Origin of the sequence: Pseudomonas sp. SC3(2021), from assembly GCF_019856535.1 — a bacterium.
GTDB lineage: Bacteria > Pseudomonadota > Gammaproteobacteria > Pseudomonadales > Pseudomonadaceae > Aquipseudomonas > Aquipseudomonas monsensis.
Genome location: NZ_CP082236.1, coordinates 1,249,576 through 1,274,667, shown reverse-complemented (window position 1 = coordinate 1,274,667; position 25,092 = coordinate 1,249,576). Strand labels below are relative to the sequence as shown.

The 25,092-nt window shown below is 61.3% G+C and carries 18 protein-coding genes; 15 read left to right on the top strand and 3 right to left on the bottom strand.

Annotated features, from left to right (window positions below; all coding sequences use genetic code 11):
- Positions 1 to 372 precede the first annotated feature (372 nt).
- Positions 373 to 810, bottom strand: a complete 438-nt coding sequence (locus tag K5Y35_RS05570; protein WP_007961740.1) for a YkgJ family cysteine cluster protein — start codon at positions 808 to 810, stop codon at positions 373 to 375.
- 260 nt (positions 811 to 1,070) lie between these two features.
- Here K5Y35_RS05570 and K5Y35_RS05565 point away from each other — a divergent pair, with 260 nt between their 5' ends.
- From K5Y35_RS05565 to K5Y35_RS05545, 5 genes are all read left to right on the top strand, one after another.
- Positions 1,071 to 3,521, top strand: a complete 2,451-nt coding sequence (locus K5Y35_RS05565; protein ID WP_123470669.1) for a glycogen/starch/alpha-glucan phosphorylase — start codon at positions 1,071 to 1,073, stop codon at positions 3,519 to 3,521.
- A 168-nt stretch (positions 3,522 to 3,689) separates the two neighbouring features.
- Positions 3,690 to 7,283, top strand: coding sequence for a DUF2339 domain-containing protein (locus K5Y35_RS05560; protein ID WP_222833846.1), 3,594 nt, complete (start codon positions 3,690 to 3,692; stop codon positions 7,281 to 7,283).
- Positions 7,280 to 8,644: a DUF3999 domain-containing protein gene (locus tag K5Y35_RS05555; RefSeq protein WP_222833845.1), complete on the top strand. Its 1,365-nt coding sequence runs from the start codon at positions 7,280 to 7,282 to the stop codon at positions 8,642 to 8,644. The genes K5Y35_RS05560 and K5Y35_RS05555 overlap by 4 nt, the downstream gene beginning before the upstream one ends.
- 339 nt (positions 8,645 to 8,983) lie before the next feature.
- A complete protein-coding gene (locus tag K5Y35_RS05550) occupies positions 8,984 to 9,994 on the top strand; it encodes a class 1 fructose-bisphosphatase (RefSeq protein ID WP_222833844.1) in 1,011 nt (336 codons plus the stop codon).
- Between the two features lie 3 nt (positions 9,995 to 9,997).
- Positions 9,998 to 10,600, top strand: a complete 603-nt coding sequence (locus K5Y35_RS05545) for a DUF924 family protein (protein WP_128616436.1) — start codon at positions 9,998 to 10,000, stop codon at positions 10,598 to 10,600.
- Positions 10,601 to 10,784: 184 nt separating this feature from the next.
- Here the strand turns inward: K5Y35_RS05545 and K5Y35_RS05540 are convergent, their stop codons facing one another.
- Positions 10,785 to 12,677: a methyl-accepting chemotaxis protein gene (locus K5Y35_RS05540; protein WP_222833843.1), complete on the bottom strand. Its 1,893-nt coding sequence runs from the start codon at positions 12,675 to 12,677 to the stop codon at positions 10,785 to 10,787.
- A 281-nt stretch (positions 12,678 to 12,958) separates the two neighbouring features.
- On the opposite strand from K5Y35_RS05540, the gene K5Y35_RS05535 reads away from it, so the two are divergent.
- Together K5Y35_RS05535 and K5Y35_RS05530 are read left to right on the top strand one after the other, a co-directional pair.
- On the top strand, positions 12,959 to 13,213 hold the full coding sequence (locus tag K5Y35_RS05535) for a hypothetical protein (protein ID WP_007952486.1): 255 nt from the start codon (positions 12,959 to 12,961) through the stop codon (positions 13,211 to 13,213).
- 31 nt (positions 13,214 to 13,244) lie between these two features.
- Positions 13,245 to 13,814 carry a lipocalin family protein gene (locus tag K5Y35_RS05530; RefSeq protein ID WP_123470680.1) on the top strand — a complete coding sequence of 190 codons (570 nt, stop codon included), beginning with the start codon at positions 13,245 to 13,247 and terminating at the stop codon, positions 13,812 to 13,814.
- 122 nt (positions 13,815 to 13,936) lie between these two features.
- On the opposite strand, the gene K5Y35_RS05525 is transcribed toward K5Y35_RS05530, so the two are convergent.
- On the bottom strand, positions 13,937 to 15,301 hold the full coding sequence (locus tag K5Y35_RS05525; RefSeq protein WP_222833842.1) for a formimidoylglutamate deiminase: 1,365 nt from the start codon (positions 15,299 to 15,301) through the stop codon (positions 13,937 to 13,939).
- 187 nt (positions 15,302 to 15,488) lie between these two features.
- Between K5Y35_RS05525 and hutC the strand changes: the two genes are divergently transcribed.
- The 8 genes from hutC (at position 15,489) to hutH (ending at position 25,019) form a co-directional block, all read left to right on the top strand.
- Entirely contained in the window at positions 15,489 to 16,157 is a 669-nt protein-coding gene (gene hutC / locus K5Y35_RS05520) for a histidine utilization repressor (RefSeq protein ID WP_232519483.1), read from the top strand.
- Positions 16,154 to 16,723, top strand: coding sequence for a HutD family protein (locus K5Y35_RS05515; RefSeq protein WP_123470683.1), 570 nt, complete (start codon positions 16,154 to 16,156; stop codon positions 16,721 to 16,723). The genes hutC and K5Y35_RS05515 overlap by 4 nt, the downstream gene beginning before the upstream one ends.
- 494 nt (positions 16,724 to 17,217) lie before the next feature.
- Complete coding sequence (gene hutU, locus K5Y35_RS05510; RefSeq protein WP_222834440.1) at positions 17,218 to 18,888, top strand: urocanate hydratase; 1,671 nt, start codon at positions 17,218 to 17,220, stop codon at positions 18,886 to 18,888.
- A gap of 152 nt (positions 18,889 to 19,040) precedes the next feature.
- Positions 19,041 to 20,513, top strand: a complete 1,473-nt coding sequence (locus K5Y35_RS05505) for a purine-cytosine permease family protein (RefSeq protein WP_123470687.1) — start codon at positions 19,041 to 19,043, stop codon at positions 20,511 to 20,513.
- Between the two features lie 69 nt (positions 20,514 to 20,582).
- The gene (locus K5Y35_RS05500) at positions 20,583 to 21,551 is read left to right on the top strand and encodes an ABC transporter substrate-binding protein (protein ID WP_123470688.1); all 969 of its coding nucleotides are present in this window, start codon (positions 20,583 to 20,585) and stop codon (positions 21,549 to 21,551) included.
- An 83-nt stretch (positions 21,552 to 21,634) separates the two neighbouring features.
- Positions 21,635 to 22,486, top strand: coding sequence for an ABC transporter permease (locus tag K5Y35_RS05495; RefSeq protein WP_007949591.1), 852 nt, complete (start codon positions 21,635 to 21,637; stop codon positions 22,484 to 22,486).
- Complete coding sequence (locus tag K5Y35_RS05490) at positions 22,483 to 23,313, top strand: glycine betaine/L-proline ABC transporter ATP-binding protein (RefSeq protein ID WP_123470690.1); 831 nt, start codon at positions 22,483 to 22,485, stop codon at positions 23,311 to 23,313. Before K5Y35_RS05495 ends, K5Y35_RS05490 begins: the two co-directional genes overlap by 4 nt.
- 182 nt (positions 23,314 to 23,495) lie before the next feature.
- Positions 23,496 to 25,019 (top strand): histidine ammonia-lyase, encoded by a 1,524-nt coding sequence (gene hutH, locus K5Y35_RS05485; RefSeq protein WP_222833841.1) that lies wholly within the window; start codon positions 23,496 to 23,498, stop codon positions 25,017 to 25,019.
- Positions 25,020 to 25,092: the final 73 nt, after the last annotated feature.

The following is a 25,092-nucleotide window of genomic DNA, read 5'->3' as shown; positions in this document are numbered from 1 at the left end:
GATGTATTGCGCCAGGCACCTCAGTTGGCCCCCTCTCCCTCCGGGAGTGGAGGGAGAGGGGACTGAATGGGGGATATTCATGAGATGCATCGACTTGGAAGAATTCTGCTGAATCCATAAGCGATGTGGTCGGGCTTTATCGAGTCGACAATCGACTGGGTGTTTCAGGTCGATGTATTGCGCCAGATACCTCGGTCGGCACCCGCTCCCTCCGGGAGAGGGGATTGAATTTGGGATGCTTGAGAAGTACGCCGACCTGAAAATGCTGTGATGAATCCATAATCGACTGGATTTTTCAGGTCGACGTATAGCGCCAGACACCTCGGTTGGCCCCCTCTCCCTCCGGGAGAGGGCTGGGGTGAGGGTTGGCTTTTAGAACTTCTCGATCGACCGCGAATTCTGCACCCGCTCGACTTCTTTCGGCTTGTACGCGCAATACCCCGGACGCGGGCCGATTTTCGGGTGGTTGCGGCAGGTGTCCGGGCGCTTGTCATAAATGGTGCACAGGCGGCTCTTACGATCCAGGTAGTAGCAATCGTTGTTGCTCATGCGCTGCAGGGTGAAGATCCCCGACTTCTGGTTGAAGCGCTCGACCAGCCCTTCCTTTTGCAGACGCTTGGCGATGTTCTTCGGTGGATCGCCCAGCTCGAACTCGTCGACCACGCCGATGCGCACCAGGTCCTTGATCTTGACCTCGACCGGCAGGGTGCAGCAGCTGGAGACACAAGAGCCGCACATCGGGGCCGAATATTTGGCCCACGTATCGAGACGGTCGATCTCGGCGGCGGCAATCAGGTTGGGCTTCATCATCGGGAGTTACCAGGCGTGTATGCATCAGGGCGCGCGATCATACCGGGACTGGTGGATTTTTGAACAACCTTTCGCCAGATTTTTTCTACAGACAGGCCGGCGGCCGGACAATTCGGCACAACCCCTGCATTCATTAGCCCACTCGCCAAGGTTATGTCGGGCTATCTCACCGTCTTCGGAAATACTGCAGAACCTGCGCCTCTACCGTCGGTCAGACCGTCTAGGCTCAGACAATTCCCCGCTCGCTCGAGGTCCTATCGATGACTCAAGAACCACTAGTTCGCGAAGCAGAGGTGGCCGCATTCCGCGACGCCGTCCTGACCAAGCTCACCTATGCAGTGGGCAAAGACCCGGATCACGCCTTCGACCATGACTGGTTCGAGGCCATTGCCCTGGCGGCGCGCGACCACATGGTCGAACACTGGATGGACCACACCCGGCAGATTTACCGCAAAGGCCAGAAGCGGGTGTATTACCTCTCGCTGGAATTTCTCATCGGCCGTTTGCTCTACGACAGCCTGAGCAACCTTGGCCTGCTCGATGTCGCCCGTGAAGCGCTGACTGAGCTCGGTGTCGATCTGGAGCGCATCCGCCTGCTTGAGCCGGATGCGGCACTCGGCAACGGCGGCCTCGGCCGGCTGGCGGCGTGCTTCATGGAAAGCATGTCGACCCTCGGCATCGCCGGGCATGGCTACGGGATTCGCTATGAACACGGCTTGTTCCGTCAGGCCATCGTCGATGGCTGGCAGCAGGAGCAGACCGAACACTGGCTGGACTTCGGCAACCCGTGGGAGTTCGAGCGTCCGGAAGTGGTGTACAGCATCGGCTTCGGCGGCAGCGTCGAAACCGTCACCGATGCCAGCGGCAAGACCAGGCAGGTCTGGTCGCCAGCGGAAACCGTACGCGCGATTGCCTACGACACACCGGTGGTCGGCTGGCGCGGGGCGAGCGTCAATACCCTGCGCCTGTGGCGCGCACGCGCCATGGAAGACCTGCACCTGGAGCGCTTCAACGCCGGTGACCACTTGGGTGCGGTTGCTGAAGTCGCCCGGGCTGAAAGTATCTCCCGCGTGCTCTACCCGGCGGACAGCACCGAAGCGGGGCAGGAGCTGCGCCTGCGTCAGGAGTACTTTTTTGTCGCCGCCTCCCTGCAGGACTTGCTGCGTCGTCATCGCAACATGCACACCTCGGTGCTGACCCTGGGCGATCACGCGGCAATTCAGCTCAACGATACGCATCCCTCGATTGCTGTCGCTGAACTGATGCGCCAACTGGTCGATGTCTACGACGTGGCCTGGGATGCAGCATGGCAAGTCACCGTCGACACGTTGTCGTACACCAACCACACACTGCTGCCGGAAGCGCTGGAAACCTGGCCGGTCGGCTTGATGGAGCGCATGCTGCCGCGGCACATGCAGATCATCTACCTGATCAATGCCCAGCACATCGACTCGCTGCGAGCCAAGGGCATTCACGATTTCGACGTGCTGCGCGCAGTGTCGCTGATCGAAGAGGACAACGGTCGCCGGGTGCGCATGGGCAACCTCGCGTTCCTCGGTTCGCACAGCGTCAACGGTGTGTCCGGATTGCACACACAGTTGATGCGCAAGACCGTATTCGCCGAACTGCACAAGCTCTATCCCGAGCGGATCAACAACAAAACCAACGGCATCACCTTCCGCCGCTGGTTGTTCCAGGCCAACTCCGAGCTGACCTCGATGCTGGTCGACGCACTCGGTCCGGAGGTTCTCGATAATCCCGAAGAGCGCCTGCTCGACCTCGAACCGTTCGCCGAGAAAACCGCGTTCCGCAAAGCCTTCGCCGAGCAACGCCTGCACAGCAAGAAAGCCTTGGCCTATCTGATTCACGAGCGGTTGGGCATCGCGGTCAATCCGGCAGCGATGTTCGATGTGCAGGTCAAACGGATCCACGAATACAAGCGCCAGTTGCTCAACCTGATGCACACCGTGGCGCTGTATCAGGCGATTCGCGCCGAGCCCGAAGTCGATTGGGTGCCGCGGGTGAAGATCTTCGCCGGCAAGGCGGCCGCGAGTTATCACCAGGCCAAATTGATCATCAAGCTGACCAACGACATCGCCCGTGTCGTCAACAATGACCCGACGGTGCGCGGCTTGCTGAAAGTGGTGTTTTTGCCCAACTACAACGTCAGCCTGGCCGAGAGCATCATTCCGGCGGCGGACTTGTCCGAGCAGATTTCCACGGCCGGTTTCGAAGCGTCGGGCACCAGCAACATGAAGTTCGGCCTCAACGGCGCGCTGACCATCGGTACCCTCGACGGCGCCAACGTGGAAATGTGCGAACGCATCGGTGCCGAGCACATGTTCATCTTCGGCCTCAGTGCGCAGCAGGTTGAAGCGCGCAAACAGAACCACGAGTTCAGTGCGGCGCCGGACATTGCCGCGTCGCATCGTTTGAGCGACGTGCTGCAAGCGATCCGCAGCGGCGTGTTCTCGCCGGATGACACCTCACGCTACACCGGGCTGATCGACTCGCTGGTGGACTACGACCGCTTCCTGGTCTGTGCCGACTTCGATTCCTACTGGGAAGCGCAGAAACGCGTCGAAGCGCACTGGCATGACAGCAACAACTGGTGGCGTTCGGCGGTGCTCAACACCGCGCGGATGGGCTGGTTCTCCTCCGACCGGACGATTCGCGAGTACGCCACGGATATCTGGAAAGCGCTGGAGTAACTTTTCACCCGGCTCGATATAATCGGCGCGCCGGAAAAGATCGCAGCCTTCGGCAGCTCCTGCACAGGTGTTCACATAACCCTGCAGGCGCTGCCGAAGGCTGCGATCTTTTTGGATCAGGCTGCGCTAATCTTCCCGGATTGGCCTTTGCGCTTAGGGATATCGACCATGCAATGGATGTTCATGTTGATCGGGCTGCTGCTCGGGTGGCTGCTCGACGAGTCGTTCAGTGATGCGCTGTTGGGTGCATTGCTGGGGCTGGTCATCGGTCAGACGATCCGCATTACCCGACTCGGCTCGCAGACTGCCGAGCACAAACGTCAACTTGAACAGGCAAAAGTCGCCTTGCAGGCTGTCGAGCAACGTCTGTTTCTGCTCGAAGGTGCCGGCGTAAGCACTGCACCACCGAGGGTTGCGCCGGCTCCGGAAGCCGTCGAACCGGTGTTCGTCGCCGAACAGGCACCCGCTGCCGCACCGGAACTGGTCTGGGAGTTGCCGCCCGAGCTTGAACCGCTTTCCGCCGTCGCCAGTGAAACCAGCCAGCCGCTACCGGCCGATCTCTGGCGTCTGGACGCCATCACCGACGAGCCAACAGCCCCTGCACAACCTGCTGAACCCCGTGGGCCGAACCTGATCGAGCGCGGCATCAGTGCTGCGCGCAACTGGCTGTTTGGCGGCAACACGGTGCTGCGAGTCGGCGTGGTGTTGCTGTTTTTCGGTCTGGCGTTCCTGTTGCGTTACGCCACCGAAGGCATGGTCGTGCCGATCGAGTTGCGCTACGCCGGGGTCGCGGCTGCGGCATTGGGACTGCTCGCGCTGGGTTGGTGGTTGCGCCGGCGCAACAGCAATTACGCGTTGATGCTGCAGGGCACCGGGATTGCGGTGCTGTATCTGACGGTGTTTGCGGCGATGCGTTTGCACCCGCTGCTTGATCCGTCGGCTGCGTTGGGGTTGCTGGTCGCGGTGACGGTGTTTTCGGCGATTCTGGCGATTACTCAAGATGCACTGGGCCTGGCCGCCGCCGCAGCGCTCGGCGGTTTCGCCGCGCCGATCCTGACCTCGACCGGGGCCGGCAACCATGTCGCGCTGTTCAGCTATTTCGCGTTGCTCAACGCCGGCATCCTTGCCATTGCCTGGTTCAAGGCCTGGCGGCTGCTCAACCTGATCGGTTTCGTCGGCACCTTCGGCATCGGTTTCGCCTGGGGCCTGCGCTCGTATGCGCCCGAGTTGTTGTGGAGTACCGAGCCGTTCCTGATTCTGTTCTTCCTGATGTACCTGGCCATCGGCCTGTTGTTCGCCCGTCGCAAGTTGCGCGACATGCCCGATGCGCCGGCGGATGGCGACCGCGAGGCATTGCTGCACTGGTCAGCGCGTAAAGGCGATTATGTCGACGGGACGATGCTGTTCGGCCCGCCGATCATTGGCTTCGGTTTGCAGTTCGCGCTGGTCCAGCATCTGGAGTTCGCGGCCGCTTTCAGTGCGCTGGCGCTGGGCATGATCTACATGGCGCTGGCCAGAGTGTTGATGGGCGGTCGCGCGGTGTTGCTGGGTGAAACCTGTCTGGCGCTCGGGGTGATTTTTGCCAGTCTGGCGATCCCGCTGGGACTCGATGCGCGCTGGACCTCGGCGGCGTGGGCGGTGGAAGGTGCAGGGATTTACTGGCTGGGTCTGCGTCAACATCGACCGTTCGCCCGGGCCTTTGCGCTGCTGTTGCAACTGGGTTCGGCACTGGCGTTCCTCAGTCAATTGCGTCTCGGCGAAAGCAGTCTGCTTGACGGTGCACCGTTGGGCGCATTGATGCTCGGTATTGCGTTGCTGTTCAGTTTCTACCAACTGCGCAAGGCTTCGCCGGAACAGGCATCGCCTTGGGAGCGCCAAGGCTTGCCGGTATTGGCGTGCCTGGGGCTGACCTTCCTCTATCTGCTGGCGCCGCTGTTTTTCTTCGTTCAGGCCACGGCGATCAGTTGGGCGCTGGCCGGGTTGGTGACGTTGTTTGTCGGTCTGCGCCTGCAGTCGCGCACGTTCCTGTTCACCGCGTTTGCCGTGCAGTTGCTCGGTGGCGCGTTGTTCCTGTTGCGCCTGCAAGGCGCGGGCGAGGATTCGGCGGCCGTGTTCAGCGCTGGCTGGAGCGGCTTGCTCAGTGCATCGCTGATCGGTCTGGCGTTGATCGCCGGCATGCTGTTGGCGGCTCGCGATGACATGGTGCGCGGTGACGTGCGTCTGCTGCGCGGTTTGTCGGTGGTGCTGCTGGCGGGGCTGGTGCTGATCAATCTGGCGGTGCTGTTCGTGCTGCCGTGGCAGACCGCGAGTGCGGTGTGGGCCGCCAGCGGTTTGCTGATCATCTGGCTGAGCCTGTACCTCAAGCAGCGGGTGAGTTTTGTCTTCGGGCTGTTGTTGCAGGTGATCGGTGGCGCGGCGTTTTTGCTGGCCGGCCCGCAATTGCTCGGGCCGCTGTCCAGCGAAGGCTTGCGGCCGCTGGCCCATGGCGGCTTCTGGACGCCGCTGGTGCTGGGGCTGGCCGCGATGATCGGTGCGTGGCGCCTGCAACTGGGCAATCACGCCTCGGCCTTCGATGGGCTGAGTTTGCAGCGCTTGTCTGAAGTGTTGCTGGTGTGGGGCGCCGGTTGGTGGGCGCTGGCGTGGATCAGTGAAGTGCTGCGGTTTGCGCCGCTGCATCTGCAAGCCACGCTGTTGCTGCTGATCGCGGCGCTCAGCGTAGCGTTGTGGGCATGGTTGTCGCTGCGCCTGAAATGGTCGGCACTGGGCCTGCTCTGCACCTTGCTGATTCCGGCGGCAGGACTGGTGCTGCTGGCCGCCTGGCATTCGCGTTATCACCCGGCGGCAACCTTCGGCTGGCTGGCGTGGGCGCTGGTGTTCGCCGTGCATGTCTTCAGTTTGCGGCGGTTGGCGCCGATGCTGCCGGCGCGGGCCTTGAACACTGCGCATGTGCTCGGCTGCTGGTTGCTGATCGGCGTGCTGGCGCTGGAGTTGCGCTACGGCCTGCTGCTGTTGTCCGAGCAATACAACGCCTGGCGCTGGCTGGGCTGGGCGATTCTGCCGAGCCTGTATCTGCTGTTGATGGCCGCGCCGCGCAACTGGCCGTGGCCGGTGGCGGCGTTCCCCCGCGAATACCGCTTGTACGCGGCCGCGCCGCTGGCGGTGCTGATGTTGGGCTGGTTCTGGCTGGCCAATGGTGTCAGTGACGGTAACGCCGAACCGCTGCCGTATGTGCCGCTGCTCAACCCGCTGGAGTTGGGGTTGCTGTTCGCACTGTTCGGGGTGTACGTCTGGTCGCGCAGCGCCGTGACACAACTGTCGATTCGCAAGGATTACGCCGAGTACGCCACGCAACTGGTCGCCGGTATTTCCTTGTTCGCCTTTTGCACCGCGCTGGTCACCCGCGCCGCTCACCATTGGGCGGGGATCCCGTTCGAACTCGATCAACTGCTTGCCTCGATGCTGGTGCAGGCCGGCTTGTCCATCGTCTGGACACTGATGGCGCTGGGACTGATGATCGGCGGACATCTGCGTCATCGCCGCGAGGTCTGGCTGGTCGGCGCCGCGCTGATTGCGCTGGTGGTGGCCAAACTGGTTTTTGTCGAATTGAGCAACCGTGGCGGCCTCGCCCGGATCGTCTCGTTTATCGGTGTCGGCGTGTTGTTGCTGGTGGTGGGCTACTTTGCGCCGCTGCCGCCCAAACGCGTCGAGGCTGAACCGGCGGCGGAGAAACCGGCCCCGGAAACCGAAGGAGTTTCATCTTGAGTCGCATGCTGAATCTGGGGTGGTTGGCGCTGGGCGTGGTGATGGCTGCCGGCGCCCAGGAAAAACCGGCGGACTTCGCCACGCAGGTGCCGCTGACCGTCAGTGGCAACGGCCCGTGGTACCGCCTCGAATTGCCCCTGAGTGCGCAGTTGCAGGCACGCCAGACCGACCTGAGTGACCTGCGGGTGTTCAACGCTGCCGGTGAGCCACAGGCTTACGCCTTGGCCCGTGAATCGGCGCAGACCCGCGACAACGGCCAGTTGCACGAAGTGAAGTGGTTCCCTCTGTACAACGCCGCCGATGCCAGCGAACGCGCACCGAATGTGCGGGTGCAATCGACCACCAGCGGCACGCTGGTCGAAGTGCAGCCCTCCAGCCAGTTGGAGGCCGGCGAAGAAGTGCTGCGTGGCTGGCTGTTGGATGCGAGCGCGATCAAAGCGCCGTTGCAGCAATTGATCCTTGACTGGACCAGTGAGCGCGACGGCTTTCAGCGCTTCAGCATCGAGGCCAGCGACGATTTGCAGCACTGGCAAGCGTGGGGCGAAGGTCAGGTTGCGCGGCTGACCTTTGCCGATGAGCGTATCGAACAGCATGAGGTGACGCTGCCGGGGCAATCGGCGCGTTACCTGCGGCTGTTGTGGGAGTCGCCGAGTTCGGCGCCGATCCTCACGGCGGCACAACTGAAAAACAGTGATCCGCGCAACGTTCCGCTGCCGTTGGTCTGGTCGCAGTCATTGGCCGGCAATAGCACCAAGGCCGGTGAATACAGTTGGCAGTTGCCGATGGGGCTGAATGTCGAGCGGGTGCAGGTTGAACTGAAACAGCCGAACAGCCTGGCGCCCGTGACGCTGGCCGGCCGTCGCGAAAGCAGTTTGCCGTGGCAGACATTGAGCAGCGGTTTGCTGTATCGCCTGACGCAGAACGGTCAGGACGTGGTGCAGAACGAATTGCCGCTGTACGGGCAGACCGTGCAGCAGTTGAAATTGAATGTGGACGAGCGCGGCGGTGGTTTGGGCGAGCAGGCACCGAGTCTGAAATATGCGGTGCGGGCGACGCAGGTGATTTTCCTCGCACGTGGGGAGGGGCCGTATAGCCTGGCATTGGGTAACCCGAGTGTGAAACCGGCGAACCTGCCGCTGGCCACGCTGATTCCGGATTTCAAACCGGAGAAACTCGCGACGCTGGGCAAGGCGACGGTGGCGGGTGAAGTGCTCACCACCCAGGCTTCGCCTGCAACCACGACGGCCGCTGCCGAGACCAACTGGAAGAAAATCGGGTTATGGGCGGTGTTGTTGCTCAGTGTGGTTTTTCTTGGCGCGATGGCGTTCAGCTTGTTGCGCAAGCCACCGACCAACACCTGAGAATGGCCGGCGCTACGCGCCATTCGCTGGCAAGCCAGCTCCCACAGGTTATTTGGTGTACACAAAACAGGTGAACGACCGAAGTCCTTGTGGGAGCTGGCTTGCCAGCGATGACGGCCGATCAATCAACAAAAATCTTCAAACTGCCGCTATCACTCAACCACCACCCGTCCCGAACCGGTCTACGCTAAACCCGCTACCTGAACTCTCCACTGACAATCACGTCTCATAGAGGCAATTACGCCCCAACGCACGTTACCGGGCGTCTTCGCTCGCTACGTTTTCAGACTCCCTGTAAACTGCGCGGGTTTTTAGCCCCCCATTCCACCGGAGCCGTCCATGTCCCGCGTTACCCTGAGTCGCTATTTGATTGAGCAGACCCGCAGCAACAACACTCCTGCCGATCTGCGCTTCCTGATCGAAGTGGTGGCGCGTGCCTGCAAGGAGATCAGCCACGCCGTGTCCAAAGGCGCCCTGGGCGGTGTTCTGGGCAGCATGGGCACTGAAAACGTCCAAGGCGAAGTGCAGAAGAAACTCGACGTGATCTCCAACGAGATCTTGCTCGAAGCCAACGAATGGGGCGGTCACCTGGCCGGCATGGCGTCCGAAGAAATGGACAATGCCTACCAGATCCCGGGCAAATACCCGAAAGGCGCCTACCTGCTGGTATTCGACCCACTGGACGGTTCGTCGAACATCGACATCAACGCCCCGGTCGGCACCATCTTCTCGGTACTGCGTTGCCCGAACGAATACCTGAGCCAGAACGAGCCACTGAACGAGAAAGCGTTCCTGCAGCCAGGCGCCCAACAGGTTGCCGCCGGTTACGCCATCTACGGCCCGCAGACCATGCTGGTGCTGACCCTGGGCGACGGCGTCAAGGGCTTCACCCTGGACCGCGAAATGGGCAGCTTCGTCCTGACCCACGAAGACATCACCATTCCTGAATCGACCCAGGAATTCGCCATCAACATGTCCAACCAGCGCCACTGGGAAGCCCCGGTACAGCGCTACGTTGGCGAACTGCTGGCCGGCGAAGAAGGCCCGCTGAAGAAGAACTACAACATGCGTTGGGTGGCCGCGATGGTTGCCGACGTGCACCGCATCCTGACCCGTGGCGGTCTGTTCATGTACCCACGCGACAGCCGTGAGCCATCCAAGCCGGGCAAACTGCGTCTGATGTACGAAGCCAACCCGATGTCGTTCCTGGTGGAACAGGCCGGCGGCGCGTCCACCGACGGTCACCAGCGCATCCTCGACATTCAGCCCGAAGGCCTGCACCAGCGCGTAGCGGTGTTCCTTGGCTCGAAAGAAGAAGTCGCCCGCGCCACGGCCTACCACAAGGAATAAACCATGCACGCGCCTTGGCAGCCGTTGCTCGAGTGGTGGTTCGGACACGCCGAATCACCTGACGAGATTGCGGCTGACAAAGGCAAGTTGTGGTTCGGCAAGAAAGATAGCCAAGACCTCGAAGCGCAGACGCGTTTCGGGGTCTTTGTCGATCAGGCCCTCGCCGGCGAATTGACCGAGTGGACGCAACGTCCCGAAGGTTGGCTGGCGGTGGTGCTGCTGCTCGATCAATTGCCGCGAATGATCTTTCGCGACTCTCCCAAAGCATTTTCCGGTGATCTGCGCGCGCAGAAACTCGTCGCCCAAGGCATTGCGGCGGACTTTGACCGGCAGTTGAAGCCGATCCAGCGGGTATTTATTTATCTGGTGTTCGAACACTGCGAAAACCTCGCGGTGCAGAACGAAGCCGTTTCACGGTTTATGGATCTGGTGGCTGAACAGCCGGAAGCCGAGCGGGCGGTGTTTGCCGATAATCTGGATTACGCCGAGCGGCACCGCAAAGTGATTGCGCGGTTTGGCCGGTTTCCGCATCGCAATGCGGTGTTGGGGCGGGAGTCTACGGCTGAGGAGTTGGTGTTTCTTTCTGAGCCTGGCTCTAGATTTTAAGAGCTTTCCCTCACCCTAGCCCTCTCCCGGAGGGAGAGGGGACTGATCGAGGTGTCTGGGCTTGATACATCGACCTGAGATATCGAGTCGAACTCAGGTTTTGAACAGTGTGAAGATCGGCTCCCTTCCCGCCTCGCCCCCCTTGGGGGAGAGGGTTGGGGTGAGGGGGTAAAGCCCTTGATCTTCAGATCCTGAAACTACCCACCAACTGCTTCAACCGCGCCGCCTGCTGCTCCAGATCCGAGCACGCCCGCAGCGTTGCCTGCAGGTTCTCCACACCTTCCTGGTTCAGCGTGTTGATCTCGTTGATATCGACGTTGATCGACTCGACCACAGCGGTCTGCTCTTCGGTCGCGGTGGCCACCGACTGGTTCATGCCGTCGATCTCGCCGATGCGCTGGGTCACGCTGCCCAACCGCTCGCCGGCCTGGTTGGCGATGCCGACGCTGCTTTCGCTCTCGCGCTGGCTCTCGGTCATGATGTTCACCGCCTGGCGTGCGCCGACCTGCAGCTCTTCGATCATCTTCTGCACTTGTTGCGCCGAATCCTGGGTACGGTGCGCGAGGTTGCGCACTTCGTCCGCGACCACGGCGAAACCACGCCCGGCTTCACCGGCACGGGCCGCTTCGATCGCGGCGTTGAGCGCCAGCAGGTTGGTCTGCTGCGAGATGCTGGTGATCACTTCCAGAATCTGGCCGATGTTTACCGTGTTGCTGTTGAGGGTTTCGATGTTGCCGCAGGAGTCGCTGATTTTTGCCGACAGTTGCTGCATGGCGTGGATGGTTTTATCTACCACCTGCTGGCCGTCGACCGCCAGGCTGCGCGCATCGCTGGAGTGCTGCGAGGCGAGGGCGGCGTTTTGCGCGATTTCCTGGGCGGCGGCGCCGAGCTGGTTGATCGCGGCGGCCACGCTGTTGGTGCGGCTGGCCTGCTGGTCAGAGTTGTACATCGACGAGTTCGATGCGGCGACCACGCGCAGGGCGACTTCGTTGACCTGGCCGGTGGCCGAGGACACTTCGCGGATCGAGGTGTGAATGCGCTCGACGAAGCGGTTGAACGAGGTGCCCAGTGCGCCGAACTCGTCGTGGCCGTGGATCACCAGACGCTTGGTCAGGTCGCCCTCGCCTTCAGCGATATCGTGCATCGCGCGGCCCATGGTCAGCAGCGGTTGCATCAGCACGCGGATCAGCATGCCGAGCAGGGCGATGATGATCACCACGGCAATGACCATGGCGATCAGCGCCGAAGTGCGGAATTCACTGAGCATCGAGAACGCCGTGTCTTTGTCCAGCACCAGCGCCACGTACCAGTCGGCCGATGGCACGCCGTTGACGTGGGTGAAGGAGATCAGTTGAGTCTTGCCGTCGAACTCGACTTCTTTCAGGCCCGGGCTGACCTTCGGCGCGCCGTTCGGATACGCCTCGGCGAGGGTCTTGAGCACCAGTTTGCTGTCCGGGTGGATGAGGATCTTGCCCTCGCTGCTGACGATGAAGGCGTTGCCGTGGCCGCCGAAGTTCAGCGAGTTGATGATCGCGCTGACGCTGCTCAGGTCGATGTCTGCACCGGCCACGCCGAGCATCTGGCCCTGGCGCTGCACCGGGGTGGCGACGGTGATCACCAGTTTGCCCGACGAAGCGGCGATGTACGGTTCGGTGACGATGGTCTGCTGCGCGCTGTTGGCCGCCTTGTACCAGCCACGGGCGCGCGGGTCGTAGTCCGGCGCGCGGTTGCCGGCGGGCACCGAGAACATCACGCCGTCGACACCACCGAAGTAGCTGAGCTGGAAATTGCCGGTGTAGGCGGGCAGGTCGATGATGCGTTTCAGGCTGGCGGGTGCATTACCGTCAACCGCCACTTGCTGCGACAGCGATTGCAGCAACTGAATCCGGCTTTCCAGCCAGGTCTGGATGTTGCTGGTGGTCAAGCTGCCCAGTTCCTGCATCGACGCTTCGGTGCTGCTGCTCAGGGCTTCGCGTTGTCGGTAATCGTTGAACAAAATGAAACAGGCGAACGCAATGGCCACCACGAGGGCGGCAGCCAACAAGATCTTGTGGCTGAATTTCATGTTTCTGGTCATCGAATGAACTACCGCGAAGGGACTGGTCAAGAAAGGGCGGCAATTTGCCACACTCGGGGGCTTTGCGCTGCTCTTATTTCGACCGCGGCGCGCCAAAGATTAGGCGGTTTTCGTGAAATGCGACGAAATGCGCACCAGGCCCACAAGGTGTCTGATTTATCGGCAAAAGCCAGACGGGCGGGCTAATAAATAGCCGTCCGTACAGGGAACCAGAAGAAGGTTTTCTCTTCTAAGCTTCTGGTTGGCACCCTGCCATCCCCCCTCGTTCCAGGAGTTACACCATGTCGCTGCGATCTATCGCCCTGTTGTCGTTTTGCGTGCTGTTGGCCGCATGCAGCAAGGTCAACCAGGAAAACTACTCGAAGCTCTCGGCCGGCATGGCCAAGGCCGAGGTTGAGACCTTGCTCGGCAAACCCACCGACTGCTCGGGCGCGCTCGGCATGTCCAGTTGCACCTGGGGCGACAAGAACAGCTTTATCAGCGTGCAGTACGCCGGTGACAAAGTGCTGATGTTTTCCGGCCAAGGCCTGAAGTAAACCGGGGCTTCGCGCCCACGGAGAAGAAAAAATGAAGCGGTTATTGTTGATCCTTTTTGCCGGCCTGGTGTTGGCCGGCTGCGCCACTTCAGGCGTCGACCCGTTGGCGCCGAAGACGGCCAACAGTGTCAATCTCAAGCGTTATCAGGGCACCTGGTACGAACTGGCGCGCTTGCCAATGTACTTCCAGCGCAATTGCGCGCAATCCGAAGCCCATTACACCCTCCAGCCTGACGGTAACGTCGCGGTGCTCAATCGCTGCCTGACGTCGCAGTGGCAGTGGGAAGAGGCCAAGGGCAAGGCTTATCCACAGGTGCCGGGCAAGACCGACAAGCTGTGGGTCGAGTTCGATACCTGGTTCTCGCGGCTGATTCCGGGTGTGGCGAAAGGCGAATACTGGGTGTTGTACGTCAGCGATGACTACAAGACTGCCATCGTCGGCGATCCGAGTCGCAAGTACATGTGGCTGTTGTCGCGCACGCCGACCGTCAACGGTGTGGTGCGTGAAGAACTGCTGAGCAAGGCGCGGCAGCAGGGGTATGACACCACGCGATTGATCTGGCGAACGTCGGATCGGCAGATGGCCAAGACTTCGAATTAAGCATCGCCACCAATCAAAATGTGGGAGCGAGCTTGCTCGCGAAAGCGGTGTATCAGTCAACATTTCAGTCGACTGATACGGCCTCTTCGCGAGCAAGCTCGCTCCCACATTTTTGTTTTGTGTCAGCCTAAAAGGTCACGCAGGACCTGGGTGAAGGCGCGAGCACTGTCTTCTTCGCCAGCATGCCGGCCGTCACGCACCACCCACTGGCCGTTGACCAGCACATCGCGCACCTGACGATCGCCACCGGCGAACAACCACCGATTCAAGATCCCGTCACCCGTGGCCGTGGCCAGATACGGATCGTTGCCATCGAGCACAATCCAGTCCGCACGCTTGCCAACCGCCAGCGCACCAATCGGTTGCCCCAACGCCTGCGCACCACCGTCCAGCGCTGCGTCATACAACGTACGCCCGACCATCGGCTGATCCGCGCCATACAAACGGTTACGCCGCTGATCACGCAAGCGCTGGCCGTATTCCAGCCAACGCAATTCCTCGACCACGCTGAGCGAAACATGGCTGTCGGAACCGATGCCCATACGCCCACCCTGGGCGAGGAAATCCACCGCCGGGAAAATCCCGTCGCCGAGGTTGGCTTCGGTGGTCAGACACAGGCCGGCAATGGCGCGACTCTTGGCCATCAGCGTGACTTCTTCAGGGTTGGCGTGAGTCGCGTGGACCAGGCACCAGCGCTGATCGACTTCGGTGTTTTCGTAGAGCCATTGCAACGGACGCCGTCCGCTCCAGCTCAGGCAGTCATCGACTTCCTTCTGCTGTTCGGCGATGTGAATGTGCACCGGGCACTGTTGGTCGCTGGCGGCCAGCACTTCGCTGATCTGCTGCGGGGTCACCGCGCGCAACGAGTGAAAGCACAGGCCCAGCGATTGCGCCTTTTGCTGCGCCAGTATTGGCTGCAAGCGCGATTGCAGATTCAGGTAATTTTCGGTGCTGTTGATAAAGCGACGCTGGCCGTCGTTCGGCGTCTGCCCGCCAAAACCCGAATGGCTGTAGAGCACCGGCAGCAGGGTCAGGCCGATGCCGCTGTCACTTGCGGCCTGGCTGATGCGCAGCGCCAGTTCCGCCGGGTCGGCGTAAGGCTGGCCGTTGTGGTCGTGGTGCACGTAATGGAATTCGGCGACCGAGGTATAACCGGCTTTGAGCATCTCGATGTACAACTGACGGGCGATCACCCCGAGCTGATCCGGACTGATTTTTCCGACCAGCCGATACATCAGGTCGCGCCAGGTCCAGAAACTGTCGTTGGGATTGCCGGCCACTTCGGCCAGTCCGGCCATCGCACGCTGGAAGGCGTGGGAGTGCAGGTTGGGCATCCCCGGCAGCAACGGGCCGCTCAGCCGCTCGGCGCCATCTGCGGTGGAATCGGCCTGGATTTGGGTCAACACGCCATCGGCGTTGACCTCAAGACGTACATGGTTGGCCCATCCGTTAGGCAGCAGCGCGCGTTCGGCAAAGAAGGCGGACATGGTTCAGCACCCCATCGTGTGTTATTTGTATATACATATACAGACGTTTGCCTGCCCGGTAAACTCCGGCAAGCTAGCCACTTTCTTCAATGAACAGGGATCAACCGTGCCGACTCCGCCTCCAGTCTCCCCGTTGGCCGCGAACCTGGGCGACAGTCCGGCGCCCTTGTACGCCCGCGTCAAACAGATGATCACCCAGCAGATCGACAGCGGTAACTGGCCGCCGCACTACCGTGTGCCGTCGGAAAGCGAGCTGGTCAATCAGCTCGGTTTCAGCCGTATGACCATCAACCGTGCGTTGCGTGAAATGACCGCCGACGGTTTGCTGGTGCGCATGCAAGGCGTCGGTACATTCGTCGCCGAACCGAAGAGCCAGTCCGCGCTGTTCGAAGTGCACAACATCGCCGACGAAATCGCCTCACGCGGCCACCGCCACACCTGCCAGGTCATTACTCTGGAAGAAGAGGCCGCCGGCTCCGAACGCGCACTGGCGCTGGACATGCGCGAAGGGCAGAAGGTTTTTCACTCGCTGATCGTGCATTACGAAAATGACATTCCGGTGCAAATCGAAGACCGTTTCGTCAACGCGCTGGTCGCGCCGGAATACCTCAAGCAGGATTTCACCCTGCAAACCCCGTATGCCTATCTCAACCAGGTGGCGCCGCTGACTGAAGGCGAACACGTGGTCGAAGCGATCCTCGCTGAACCGTCCGAGTGCAAATTGCTGCAGATCGAAAAAGGCGAGCCGTGCCTGTTGATCCGCCGTCGTACCTGGTCGGGCCGCCAGCCGGTGACGGCGGCGCGCCTGATTCACCCCGGTTCCCGTCATCGTCTGGAAGGACGCTTTCATAAATGAATGGTTTGAAGGTTTTACGCGCCGAAGGCTACCCGCGCATGCCGTGGAAGAACGGCGGCGGCAGCACCGAAGAAATCACCCGAGACGCGGGCGCGGGCCTGGAGGGTTTTGGCTGGCGCCTGTCGATTGCCGACATCGCCGAGTCAGGCGGGTTTTCGACCTTTACCGGTTATCAGCGAGTGATCACGGTGTTGCAGGGCGACGGCATGACGCTGTGCGTCGATGGCGATGACACACGCCCGCTGTTACCGCTCGACCCGTTTGCGTTCAGCGGCGAAAGCCAGGTGTCCTGCACGCTGCTTGGCGGGGCGATCCGCGATTTCAACCTGATCTACGCGCCGCAGCGTTACCGCGCGCGGTTGCAGTGGCTGGACGGTGAGCAGCGGTTTTTCAGCTCGGCGGGGACAGTGTTGGTGTTCAGTGTCAGTGAGTTGCTGCACGTGCAGGTCGGTGACAGCGTTTCACAGTTGGGGCGACATGATTGTCTGCAACTGGACGGTAACGCCGGGTTGGTCGAAGTCTCCACCAATGCCGCTTGCTGCGTAATCGAACTCCTCCAAAACTAACCAGAATCCCTGTGGCGAGGGGATTTATCCCCGTTGGGCTGCGTAGCAGCCCCGCTTCTTCTAATCGAAAATGGGGCCGCTTCGCGATCCAGTGGGGATACATCCCCTCGCCACAATTGCGTTCACACTTCCTGTTTCTCTCGGCGCACCAACTTGTTACCGAACGCCCCAGCGTGGCGCAAAACCACGCTTTTGTAACAGTCGCTCACTTCCCTCGAACACCCCCGCGAAAATTTTCATCCGCGCCGCAAGCCTTGTCTCAGGCGCGCTCCAGCCCTGTCCGCGATTTTTCTTGAACGCCCCTCCAACAAGTTGGCCGCTTGATTGCATATGCTTGTATGTACAAGTAAAGACGTATGCGTATGAGTTGTTCGAGACTCTCCGCAGCGTCCACTGATTCGCTTGTCGCGCATTGAGGCGCGCAGGCTGCTTGCCCACTGCCAGGGTTGGTTTGAATTGATCGCTGAGGAGTCTCTTTCGTGACTGACAACAAAATGACTAAGTTTCGCGACGTCGAAATCCGTGCATCGCGCGGCAACAAGCTGACCGCCAAGAGCTGGCTGACCGAAGCGCCGTTGCGCATGCTGATGAACAACCTCGACCCGGAAGTCGCCGAGAACCCGAAAGAGCTGGTGGTCTACGGTGGTATTGGTCGCGCTGCGCGTAACTGGGAGTGCTACGACAAGATCGTCGAAAGCCTGACCAACCTGAATGACGACGAGACCCTGCTGGTGCAATCCGGCAAGCCGGTCGGCGTGTTCAAGACCCACAGCAACGCCCCGCGCGTGCTGATCGCCAACTCCAACCTCGTACCGCACTGGGCGAGTTGGGAACACTTCAACGAACTCGACGCCAAAGGCCTGGCCATGTACGGCCAGATGACCGCCGGCAGCTGGATCTACATCGGCAGCCAGGGCATCGTCCAGGGCACCTACGAAACCTTCGTCGAAGCCGGTCGCCAACACTACAACGATGACCTCAAGGGCAAATGGGTCCTGACCGCCGGTCTCGGTGGCATGGGCGGCGCACAACCTCTGGCTGCCACCTTGGCCGGTGCCTGCTCGCTGAACATCGAATGCCAACAAGTGAGCATCGATTTCCGCCTGAAAAGCCGTTACGTCGACGAGCAAGCCACAGACCTCGACGACGCGCTGGCACGTATCGCCAAGTACACCAAAGAAGGCAAAGCGATCTCCATCGCCCTGCTGGGCAACGCGGCAGAAATCCTCCCGGAACTGGTCAAGCGCGGCGTGCGCCCGGACATGGTCACCGACCAGACCAGCGCCCACGACCCGCTCAATGGCTACCTGCCGGCGGGCTGGACCTGGGACGAGTATCGCGCCCGCGCCAAGACCGAGCCGGCCGCTGTGATCAAAGCCGCCAAGCAGTCGATGGCCGTGCACGTCAAAGCGATGCTGGAATTCCAGAAGCAAGGCATCCCGACCTTCGACTACGGCAACAACATCCGCCAGATGGCGCAGGAAGAAGGCGTCGAAAACGCGTTCGACTTCCCGGGCTTCGTACCGGCTTACATCCGTCCGCTGTTCTGCCGTGGCATTGGCCCGTTCCGCTGGGCGGCGCTGTCGGGTGATCCGCAAGACATCTACAAAACCGACGCCAAGGTCAAAGAGCTGATCCCGGACGACGCCCACCTGCACAACTGGCTGGACATGGCCCGCGAGCGCATCAGCTTCCAGGGTCTGCCGGCACGTATTTGCTGGGTCGGTCTGGGCCTGCGCGCCAAGCTCGGCCTGGCGTTCAACGAAATGGTGCGCAGCGGCGAGCTGTCGGCGCCGATCGTGATCGGTCGCGACCACCTCGACTCCGGCTCGGTGGCCAGCCCGAACCGCGAAACCGAGTCGATGCAGGACGGTTCCGACGCCGTGTCCGACTGGCCTCTGCTCAACGCGTTGCTGAACACCGCGAGCGGTGCGACCTGGGTCTCGCTGCACCACGGCGGCGGCGTGGGCATGGGCTTCTCGCAGCACTCGGGCATGGTGATCGTCTGCGACGGTACCGATGAAGCGGCCGAGCGCATTGCGCGCGTGCTGCACAACGACCCGGCCACCGGCGTCATGCGTCACGCCGATGCCGGTTACCAGATCGCCATCGACTGCGCCAAGGAGCAGGGGCTGAACCTGCCGATGATTACCGGCGGCAAGTAACACAAATCCCTGTGGGAGCTGGCTTGCCAGCGATAGCGGTGGCACTGCTGGAAATGATGTTGAAGGTGCAGACGTCATCGCTGGCAAGCCAGCTCCCACAGAGTTCGAGTCGCCCCGGACAGAACAATTAAACAATCCATAGAGGTTGAATCATGGCTGTAACCACCGATCGTGCAGGCAACAAACCGTTGATCGAAAGGCGTTCGATCGACTACATCCCGGAAGCGGAAAGACACGGTCGTCTGTTGAGCCAGTTCACCCTGTGGATGGGGGCGAATCTGCAAATTACCGCGATTGTCACCGGGGCCTTGGCCGTGGTGCTGGGCGGTGATGTGTTCTGGTCGTTGATCGGTCTGTTGATCGGGCAACTGCTGGGCGGCGGCGTGATGGCGCTGCACGCGGCGCAAGGGCCGAAGCTGGGCCTGCCGCAGATGATTTCCAGCCGGGTGCAGTTCGGTGTGTACGGCGCGGCGATCCCGATCGTCCTGGTGTGCCTGATGTACCTGGGTTTCACCGCTACCGGTACGGTGCTTTCCGGGCAGGCGCTGGGTCAGTTGTTCGGCGTCAGCGACACCGTTGGCATCCTGCTGTTCGCCAGTGTCATCGTGGTGGTCACGGTGCTCGGCTATCGGGTGATCCACTGGATCGGCCGGGTTGCCAGCGTGATCGGGGTGATTGCCTTCGTGTATCTGTTCAGTCGTCTGCTGAGTCAGGTGGATGTGGGCGCACTGCTGCAGATTCGTCACTTCAGTTGGAGCAGCTTCCTGCTGGCCGTGTCGCTCGCGGCCTCCTGGCAGATCGCGTTCGGCCCGTATGTGGCGGATTATTCGCGCTACCTGCCGAGCAAGATTTCCTCGGTGAAAACCTTCTTTGCCGCTGGCGCAGGTTCGGTCATCGGTGCTCAGGTGGCGATGGTGCTCGGCGTGTTCGCCGCAGCTTCCGCCAACGGTCAATTCGCCGGGCATGAAGTAGCCTACATCGTCGGTCTGGGCGGCACCGGTGCAACCGCTGCGTTGCTGTACTTCAGCATCGCGTTCGGCAAGGTGACGATCTCGACGCTGAACTCTTACGGCAGCTTCATGTGCATCGCGACCATCATCAGTGGTTTCAAGGGGCACCTGACGGTTACCCGGATGCAGCGTCTGGTGTTTGTGCTGGTCATTGTCGGTGCTGCAACTCTGATCGCTTTGCTCGGCCAGCACTCGTTCCTCGGTGCGTTCAAGTCTTTCATCCTGTTCCTGCTCGCTTTCTTCACACCCTGGAGCGCGATCAACCTAGTGGATTACTACTGCATCACCCGTGAGCGCTATGACGTTCCGGCCCTGGCCGACCCGAACGGTCGCTACGGCCGCTGGAACCTGCTTGGCATCAGCGTCTACGTGTTCGGCGTGCTGGTGCAGTTGCCGTTCATCTCCACCAAGTTCTACACCGGCCCGCTGGTAGCCGCCCTCGGTGATGTGGACATTTCCTGGATCATCGGTCTGGTACTGCCCGCCGTCGTCTATTACGTGTGCGCAAAAAAATGGCACGGCAGCGTGCCTGATCAACTGATTCTGCCGGTCGAGCAGAACAGCGTTGTACAACCTGAAAAAAGTGGGGCCGGGCGCGCTGCGGCGCAGGCCTGATTGGACGTGGACAGGGCTGGATGCCTCTTGACTGCCGTAAGCCAATTCATGATTAGGAGCGTCGCAACAATGAAATCGAACAAGACCCTGCTGACCACACTGCTGTCCATGGGCCTGTTGGCCAGTGCCGGCGCGACACAAGCCGCCGGCTGGTGCGAATCGGGCAAACCGGTGAAGTTCGCCGGCCTGAACTGGGAAAGCGGCATGCTGCTGACCGACGTGCTGCAAGTGGTGCTGGAAAAAGGTTACGACTGCAAGACCGACAGCCTGCCGGGTAACTCCATCACCATGGAGAACGCTCTGAGCAGTAACGATATTCAAGTGTTCGCCGAAGAATGGGTCGGCCGCAGCGAGGTCTGGAACAAGGCCGAGAAGGCCGGCAAGGTCGTTGGTGTCGGTGCGCCGATCGTCGGCGCTGTCGAAGGCTGGTACGTGCCGCGTTACGTGATCGAAGGCGATGCCAAACGCAAGATCGAGGCGAAGGCCCCGGACCTGAAAAAGATTGCCGATCTGGGCAAATACGCAGCCATCTTCAAAGACGCTGAAGAGCCGTCCAAAGGCCGTTTCTACAACTGCCCGGCCGGCTGGACCTGTGAGCTGGACAACAGCGAAATGCTCAAGAGCTATGGTCTGGAAAGCACCTACACCAACTTCCGTCCGGGCACCGGCCCGGCGCTGGATGCGGCAGTGCTGTCGAGTTACAAGCGTGGCGAGCCGATCCTGTTCTACTACTGGTCGCCAACCCCGCTGATGGGCCAGATCGACGCGGTCAAACTCGAAGAGAAACCGGGCGTCGACAAGACCGTGAGCATCAAGGTCGGTCTGTCGAAAACCTTCCACGAGCAAGCTCCGGAACTGGTGGCCGTGCTGGAAAAGGTCAACCTGCCGATCGACCTGTTGAACCAGAACCTGGGCCGCATGGCGAAGGAGCGTATCGAGTCGCCAAAACTGGCGAAAATCTTCCTCAAGGAACATCCTGAGGTCTGGCATGCGTGGGTCAGTGACGACGCTGCCAAGAAAATCGACGCGGCGCTGTAGGTCGATACCTCCCGGCTAACCGTGAGGCTGGCCGGGAGATATGCCGTAAACGCTTGATTGAGATTTCTGATTGAGAGCCGCTTATGTTTCCCGAAAGCTTTACCTTTTCCATCGCCGACTGGGTCAACGGTTGGGTCGATTCGCTGGTCACCAACTACGGTGATGTGTTCCGCCACATCTCCGACACCCTGCTGTGGGCCATCGTCAATCTCGAAGGTTTGCTGCGTGCGGCGCCGTGGTGGTTGATGCTCGCCATTGTTGGTGTGGTCGCCTGGCACGCCACGCGCAAAGTCGTGACCACGGCCGTCATCGTTGGTCTGTTGTTCCTGGTGGGCGCTGTCGGCCTGTGGGACAAACTCATGCAGACCCTGGCGCTGATGATGGTTGCGACGATCATTTCGGTGCTGATCGGCATTCCGCTGGGGATTCTCTCGGCGCGCAGCAATCGCCTGCGTTCGGTGCTGATGCCGCTGCTCGACATCATGCAGACCATGCCCAGTTTCGTTTACCTGATCCCGGTGCTGATGCTGTTCGGCCTGGGCAAGGTCCCGGCGATTTTCGCCACGGTGATTTACGCCGCGCCGCCGCTGATCCGTCTGACCGATCTGGGCATCCGCCAGGTCGACGGCGAAGTGATGGAAGCGATCAACGCTTTCGGTGCCAACCGCTGGCAGCAACTGTTCGGCGTGCAACTGCCGCTGGCCCTGCCGAGCATCATGGCCGGGATCAACCAGACCACCATGATGGCCCTGTCGATGGTGGTGATTGCTTCGATGATCGGCGCCCGAGGTCTGGGTGAAGATGTGCTGGTGGGGATTCAGACCCTCAACGTCGGACGCGGCCTCGAAGCCGGTCTGGCGATCGTGATTCTCGCAGTGGTCATCGACCGCATTACCCAGGCGTACGGTCGGCCACGGCATGAGGTGAGCAAATGAACAACGCAACCGTGAGCAAGATCGAAGTCAAAAACGTCTTCAAGATTTTCGGCAACCGCGCCAAGGATGCACTGGCGATGGTTGGCCAGGGCAAGACCAAGGATCAGGTGCTGAACGAAACCGGTTGCGTGGTCGGGGTCAACGACCTGTCGCTGAGCATCGGCACCGGTGAGATCTTTGTGATCATGGGCCTGTCCGGCTCGGGCAAATCGACCCTGGTGCGTCACTTCAATCGGCTGATCGACCCGACCAGCGGCGCGATCCTGGTCGACGGCGTGGACATCCTGCAATACGACATGGACGCCCTGCGCGAATTTCGCCGGCACAAGATCAGCATGGTGTTCCAGAGCTTCGGTCTGCTGCCGCACAAGACCGTGCTCGACAATGTCGCCTACGGCCTGAAAGTGCGCGGCGAGAGCAAGCAGATGTGCTCGGAGCGCGCGCTGCACTGGATCAACACCGTGGGCCTCAAGGGCTACGAAAACAAATACCCGCACCAGCTCTCCGGCGGCATGCGTCAGCGTGTCGGCCTGGCGCGCGCCTTGGCGGCGGACACCGACATCATCCTGATGGACGAAGCGTTCAGTGCGCTGGACCCGCTGATCCGCGCAGAGATGCAGGACCAGTTGCTGGAGCTGCAAAAGACCCTGCACAAGACCATCGTGTTCATCACCCACGACCTCGACGAGGCCGTGCGCATCGGCAATCGCATCGCGATCCTCAAGGACGGCCGGCTGATTCAGGTCGGCACCCCGCGCGAGATCCTGCATTCGCCGGCGGATGAGTACGTCGACCGGTTCGTGCAGCGGCGGGCGGCGGTGGTTTGAAATTGGATTGCCTTTGTGGCGAGGGGATTTATCCCCGTTGGGTGGCGAAGCTGCCCCAAACCATGCGCCCCAGTCTGTCAAACAGACTGCGGAGGCAGGTTTTACGACTGCTTCGCAGCCGAACGGGGATAAATCCCCTCGCCACAGCGTGATGCATTAACAGTATTGGTATGAGGCTCCAGATGTCCCAGGCTGAAAAAATCGTTATCACCGGCAACCCCCTGCGTTGGCAGGACGTGGTCGCCGTCGCCCGTCATGGCGCGCAACTGGAGCTGTCGAGCGAGACCTGGGCGCGGATCGAAAATGCCCAGGGCATCGTCCAGCGCATCGTCGAAAGCGGCGAGCGCGCCTATGGCGTCAACACCGGTCTGGGCGGTTTGTCCAACGTTTCGCTGAAAGACCAGCAACTCAGCCAGCTCTCGCGCAACACCCTGCTCAGCCATGCCTGCGGCGTCGGCCCGGTGCTGCCCGATGAGCAGACCCGCGCGATCATCTGCGCGGCGATCCACAACTACAGCCACGGTAAATCCGGCATTCATCGTCGCGTGGTCGAAGGCCTGCTGGCGCTGCTCAATCGCGGCATCACCCCGCAGGTGCCGTCGCAAGGATCGGTGGGTTACCTGACCCACATGGCGCACATCGGCATCGCGCTGCTGGGCGTGGGCAATGTCAGCTATCGCGGGCAAATCACCTCGGCGCAACAGGCGCTGGCGGAAGAAGGTCTGCAACCGGTGCAGCTCGGCGCGAAGGACGGTCTGTGCCTGGTCAACGGCACGCCGTGCATGACCGGCCTCAGCTGCCTGGCGATTGCCGATGCCACGCGCCTGGTGCAATGGGCCGATGTCATCGGCGCCATGAGTTTTGAAGCCCAGCGCGGGCAGATCGCCGCGTTCGACGCCGAGATCATCGCGCTCAAGCCGCACCCGGGCATGCAGCAGGTCGGTATCAATCTGCGGGCGTTGCTCGATGGCAGTGAAGTGATCGCGGCGAGCAAAGGCATTCGCACGCAGGATGCGCTGAGCATTCGCTCGATCCCGCAGGTGCATGGCGCGGCGCGCGATCAACTGGCGCACGCGATCAAGCAGGTCGAAGCCGAACTCAACGGCTGCACCGACAACCCGTTGCTGCTCGGTACGCCGGACAACTTCCGGGTGATGTCGCAAGCCAACCCGCACGGGCAATCGGTGGCGATGGCGGCGGATCTGCTGGCGATTGCCATGGCCGAAATCGGCTCGATCGCCGAGCGTCGCCTCGATCGGCTGGTCAACCCGCACGTCAGCGGCTTGCCGGCGTTTCTGGTGGCTAACCCTGGGGTGAACTCCGGGATGATGATCGTGCAATACGTCGCCGCTTCGCTGTGCGCGGAAAACCGTCAACTGGCGCAACCGGCGGTGCTCGACAACTACGTCACCTCCGGCCTGCAGGAAGATCACTTGAGCATGGGCACCAGCGCCACGCTGAAGCTGCACCGCGCCCTGGAAAACTGCACGCAGATCCTCGCCATCGAGTACCTGCTGGCAGCGCAAGCGTTTGAGTTCCTCAAGGAGCAACGCTTCGGCGCGGGCACTGACCGCGCGTGGCGACTGCTGCGCGAAACCGTCCCGGCCTACGATCAGGATCGCTGGCTGGCGCCGGATATCGCCGCCGCCGCGAGCGTGTTGAAAGACTCGAATTCGCTGCACAACGTATTACCGAATCTGCACTGACAATACCCATACCAGCGTGCCAAGGCGCTCATCGTCCACAAGACGAGAAGCGACGGATAACGGAATGCTCCGG

Excerpts from the sequence above, each read along its gene's own strand:
- K5Y35_RS05495 (WP_007949591.1), top strand. The coding sequence starts at position 21,635 with ATGTTTCCCGAAAGCTTTACCTTTTCCATCGCCGACTGGGTCAACGGT.
- K5Y35_RS05545 (WP_128616436.1), top strand. The coding sequence starts at position 9,998 with ATGCACGCGCCTTGGCAGCCGTTGCTCGAGTGGTGGTTCGGACACGCC.
- K5Y35_RS05535 (WP_007952486.1), top strand. The coding sequence starts at position 12,959 with ATGTCGCTGCGATCTATCGCCCTGTTGTCGTTTTGCGTGCTGTTGGCC.
- hutC (WP_232519483.1), top strand. The coding sequence starts at position 15,489 with ATGATCACCCAGCAGATCGACAGCGGTAACTGGCCGCCGCACTACCGT.
- K5Y35_RS05500 (WP_123470688.1), top strand. The coding sequence starts at position 20,583 with ATGAAATCGAACAAGACCCTGCTGACCACACTGCTGTCCATGGGCCTG.
- K5Y35_RS05525 (WP_222833842.1), bottom strand. The coding sequence starts at position 15,301 with ATGTCCGCCTTCTTTGCCGAACGCGCGCTGCTGCCTAACGGATGGGCC.
- K5Y35_RS05560 (WP_222833846.1), top strand. The coding sequence starts at position 3,690 with ATGCAATGGATGTTCATGTTGATCGGGCTGCTGCTCGGGTGGCTGCTC.
- K5Y35_RS05530 (WP_123470680.1), top strand. The coding sequence starts at position 13,245 with ATGAAGCGGTTATTGTTGATCCTTTTTGCCGGCCTGGTGTTGGCCGGC.
- K5Y35_RS05515 (WP_123470683.1), top strand. The coding sequence starts at position 16,154 with ATGAATGGTTTGAAGGTTTTACGCGCCGAAGGCTACCCGCGCATGCCG.
- K5Y35_RS05540 (WP_222833843.1), bottom strand. The coding sequence starts at position 12,677 with ATGACCAGAAACATGAAATTCAGCCACAAGATCTTGTTGGCTGCCGCC.
- K5Y35_RS05490 (WP_123470690.1), top strand. The coding sequence starts at position 22,483 with ATGAACAACGCAACCGTGAGCAAGATCGAAGTCAAAAACGTCTTCAAG.
- K5Y35_RS05570 (WP_007961740.1), bottom strand. The coding sequence starts at position 810 with ATGATGAAGCCCAACCTGATTGCCGCCGCCGAGATCGACCGTCTCGAT.
- K5Y35_RS05550 (WP_222833844.1), top strand. The coding sequence starts at position 8,984 with ATGTCCCGCGTTACCCTGAGTCGCTATTTGATTGAGCAGACCCGCAGC.
- hutH (WP_222833841.1), top strand. The coding sequence starts at position 23,496 with ATGTCCCAGGCTGAAAAAATCGTTATCACCGGCAACCCCCTGCGTTGG.
- hutU (WP_222834440.1), top strand. The coding sequence starts at position 17,218 with ATGACTAAGTTTCGCGACGTCGAAATCCGTGCATCGCGCGGCAACAAG.
- K5Y35_RS05505 (WP_123470687.1), top strand. The coding sequence starts at position 19,041 with ATGGCTGTAACCACCGATCGTGCAGGCAACAAACCGTTGATCGAAAGG.
- K5Y35_RS05565 (WP_123470669.1), top strand. The coding sequence starts at position 1,071 with ATGACTCAAGAACCACTAGTTCGCGAAGCAGAGGTGGCCGCATTCCGC.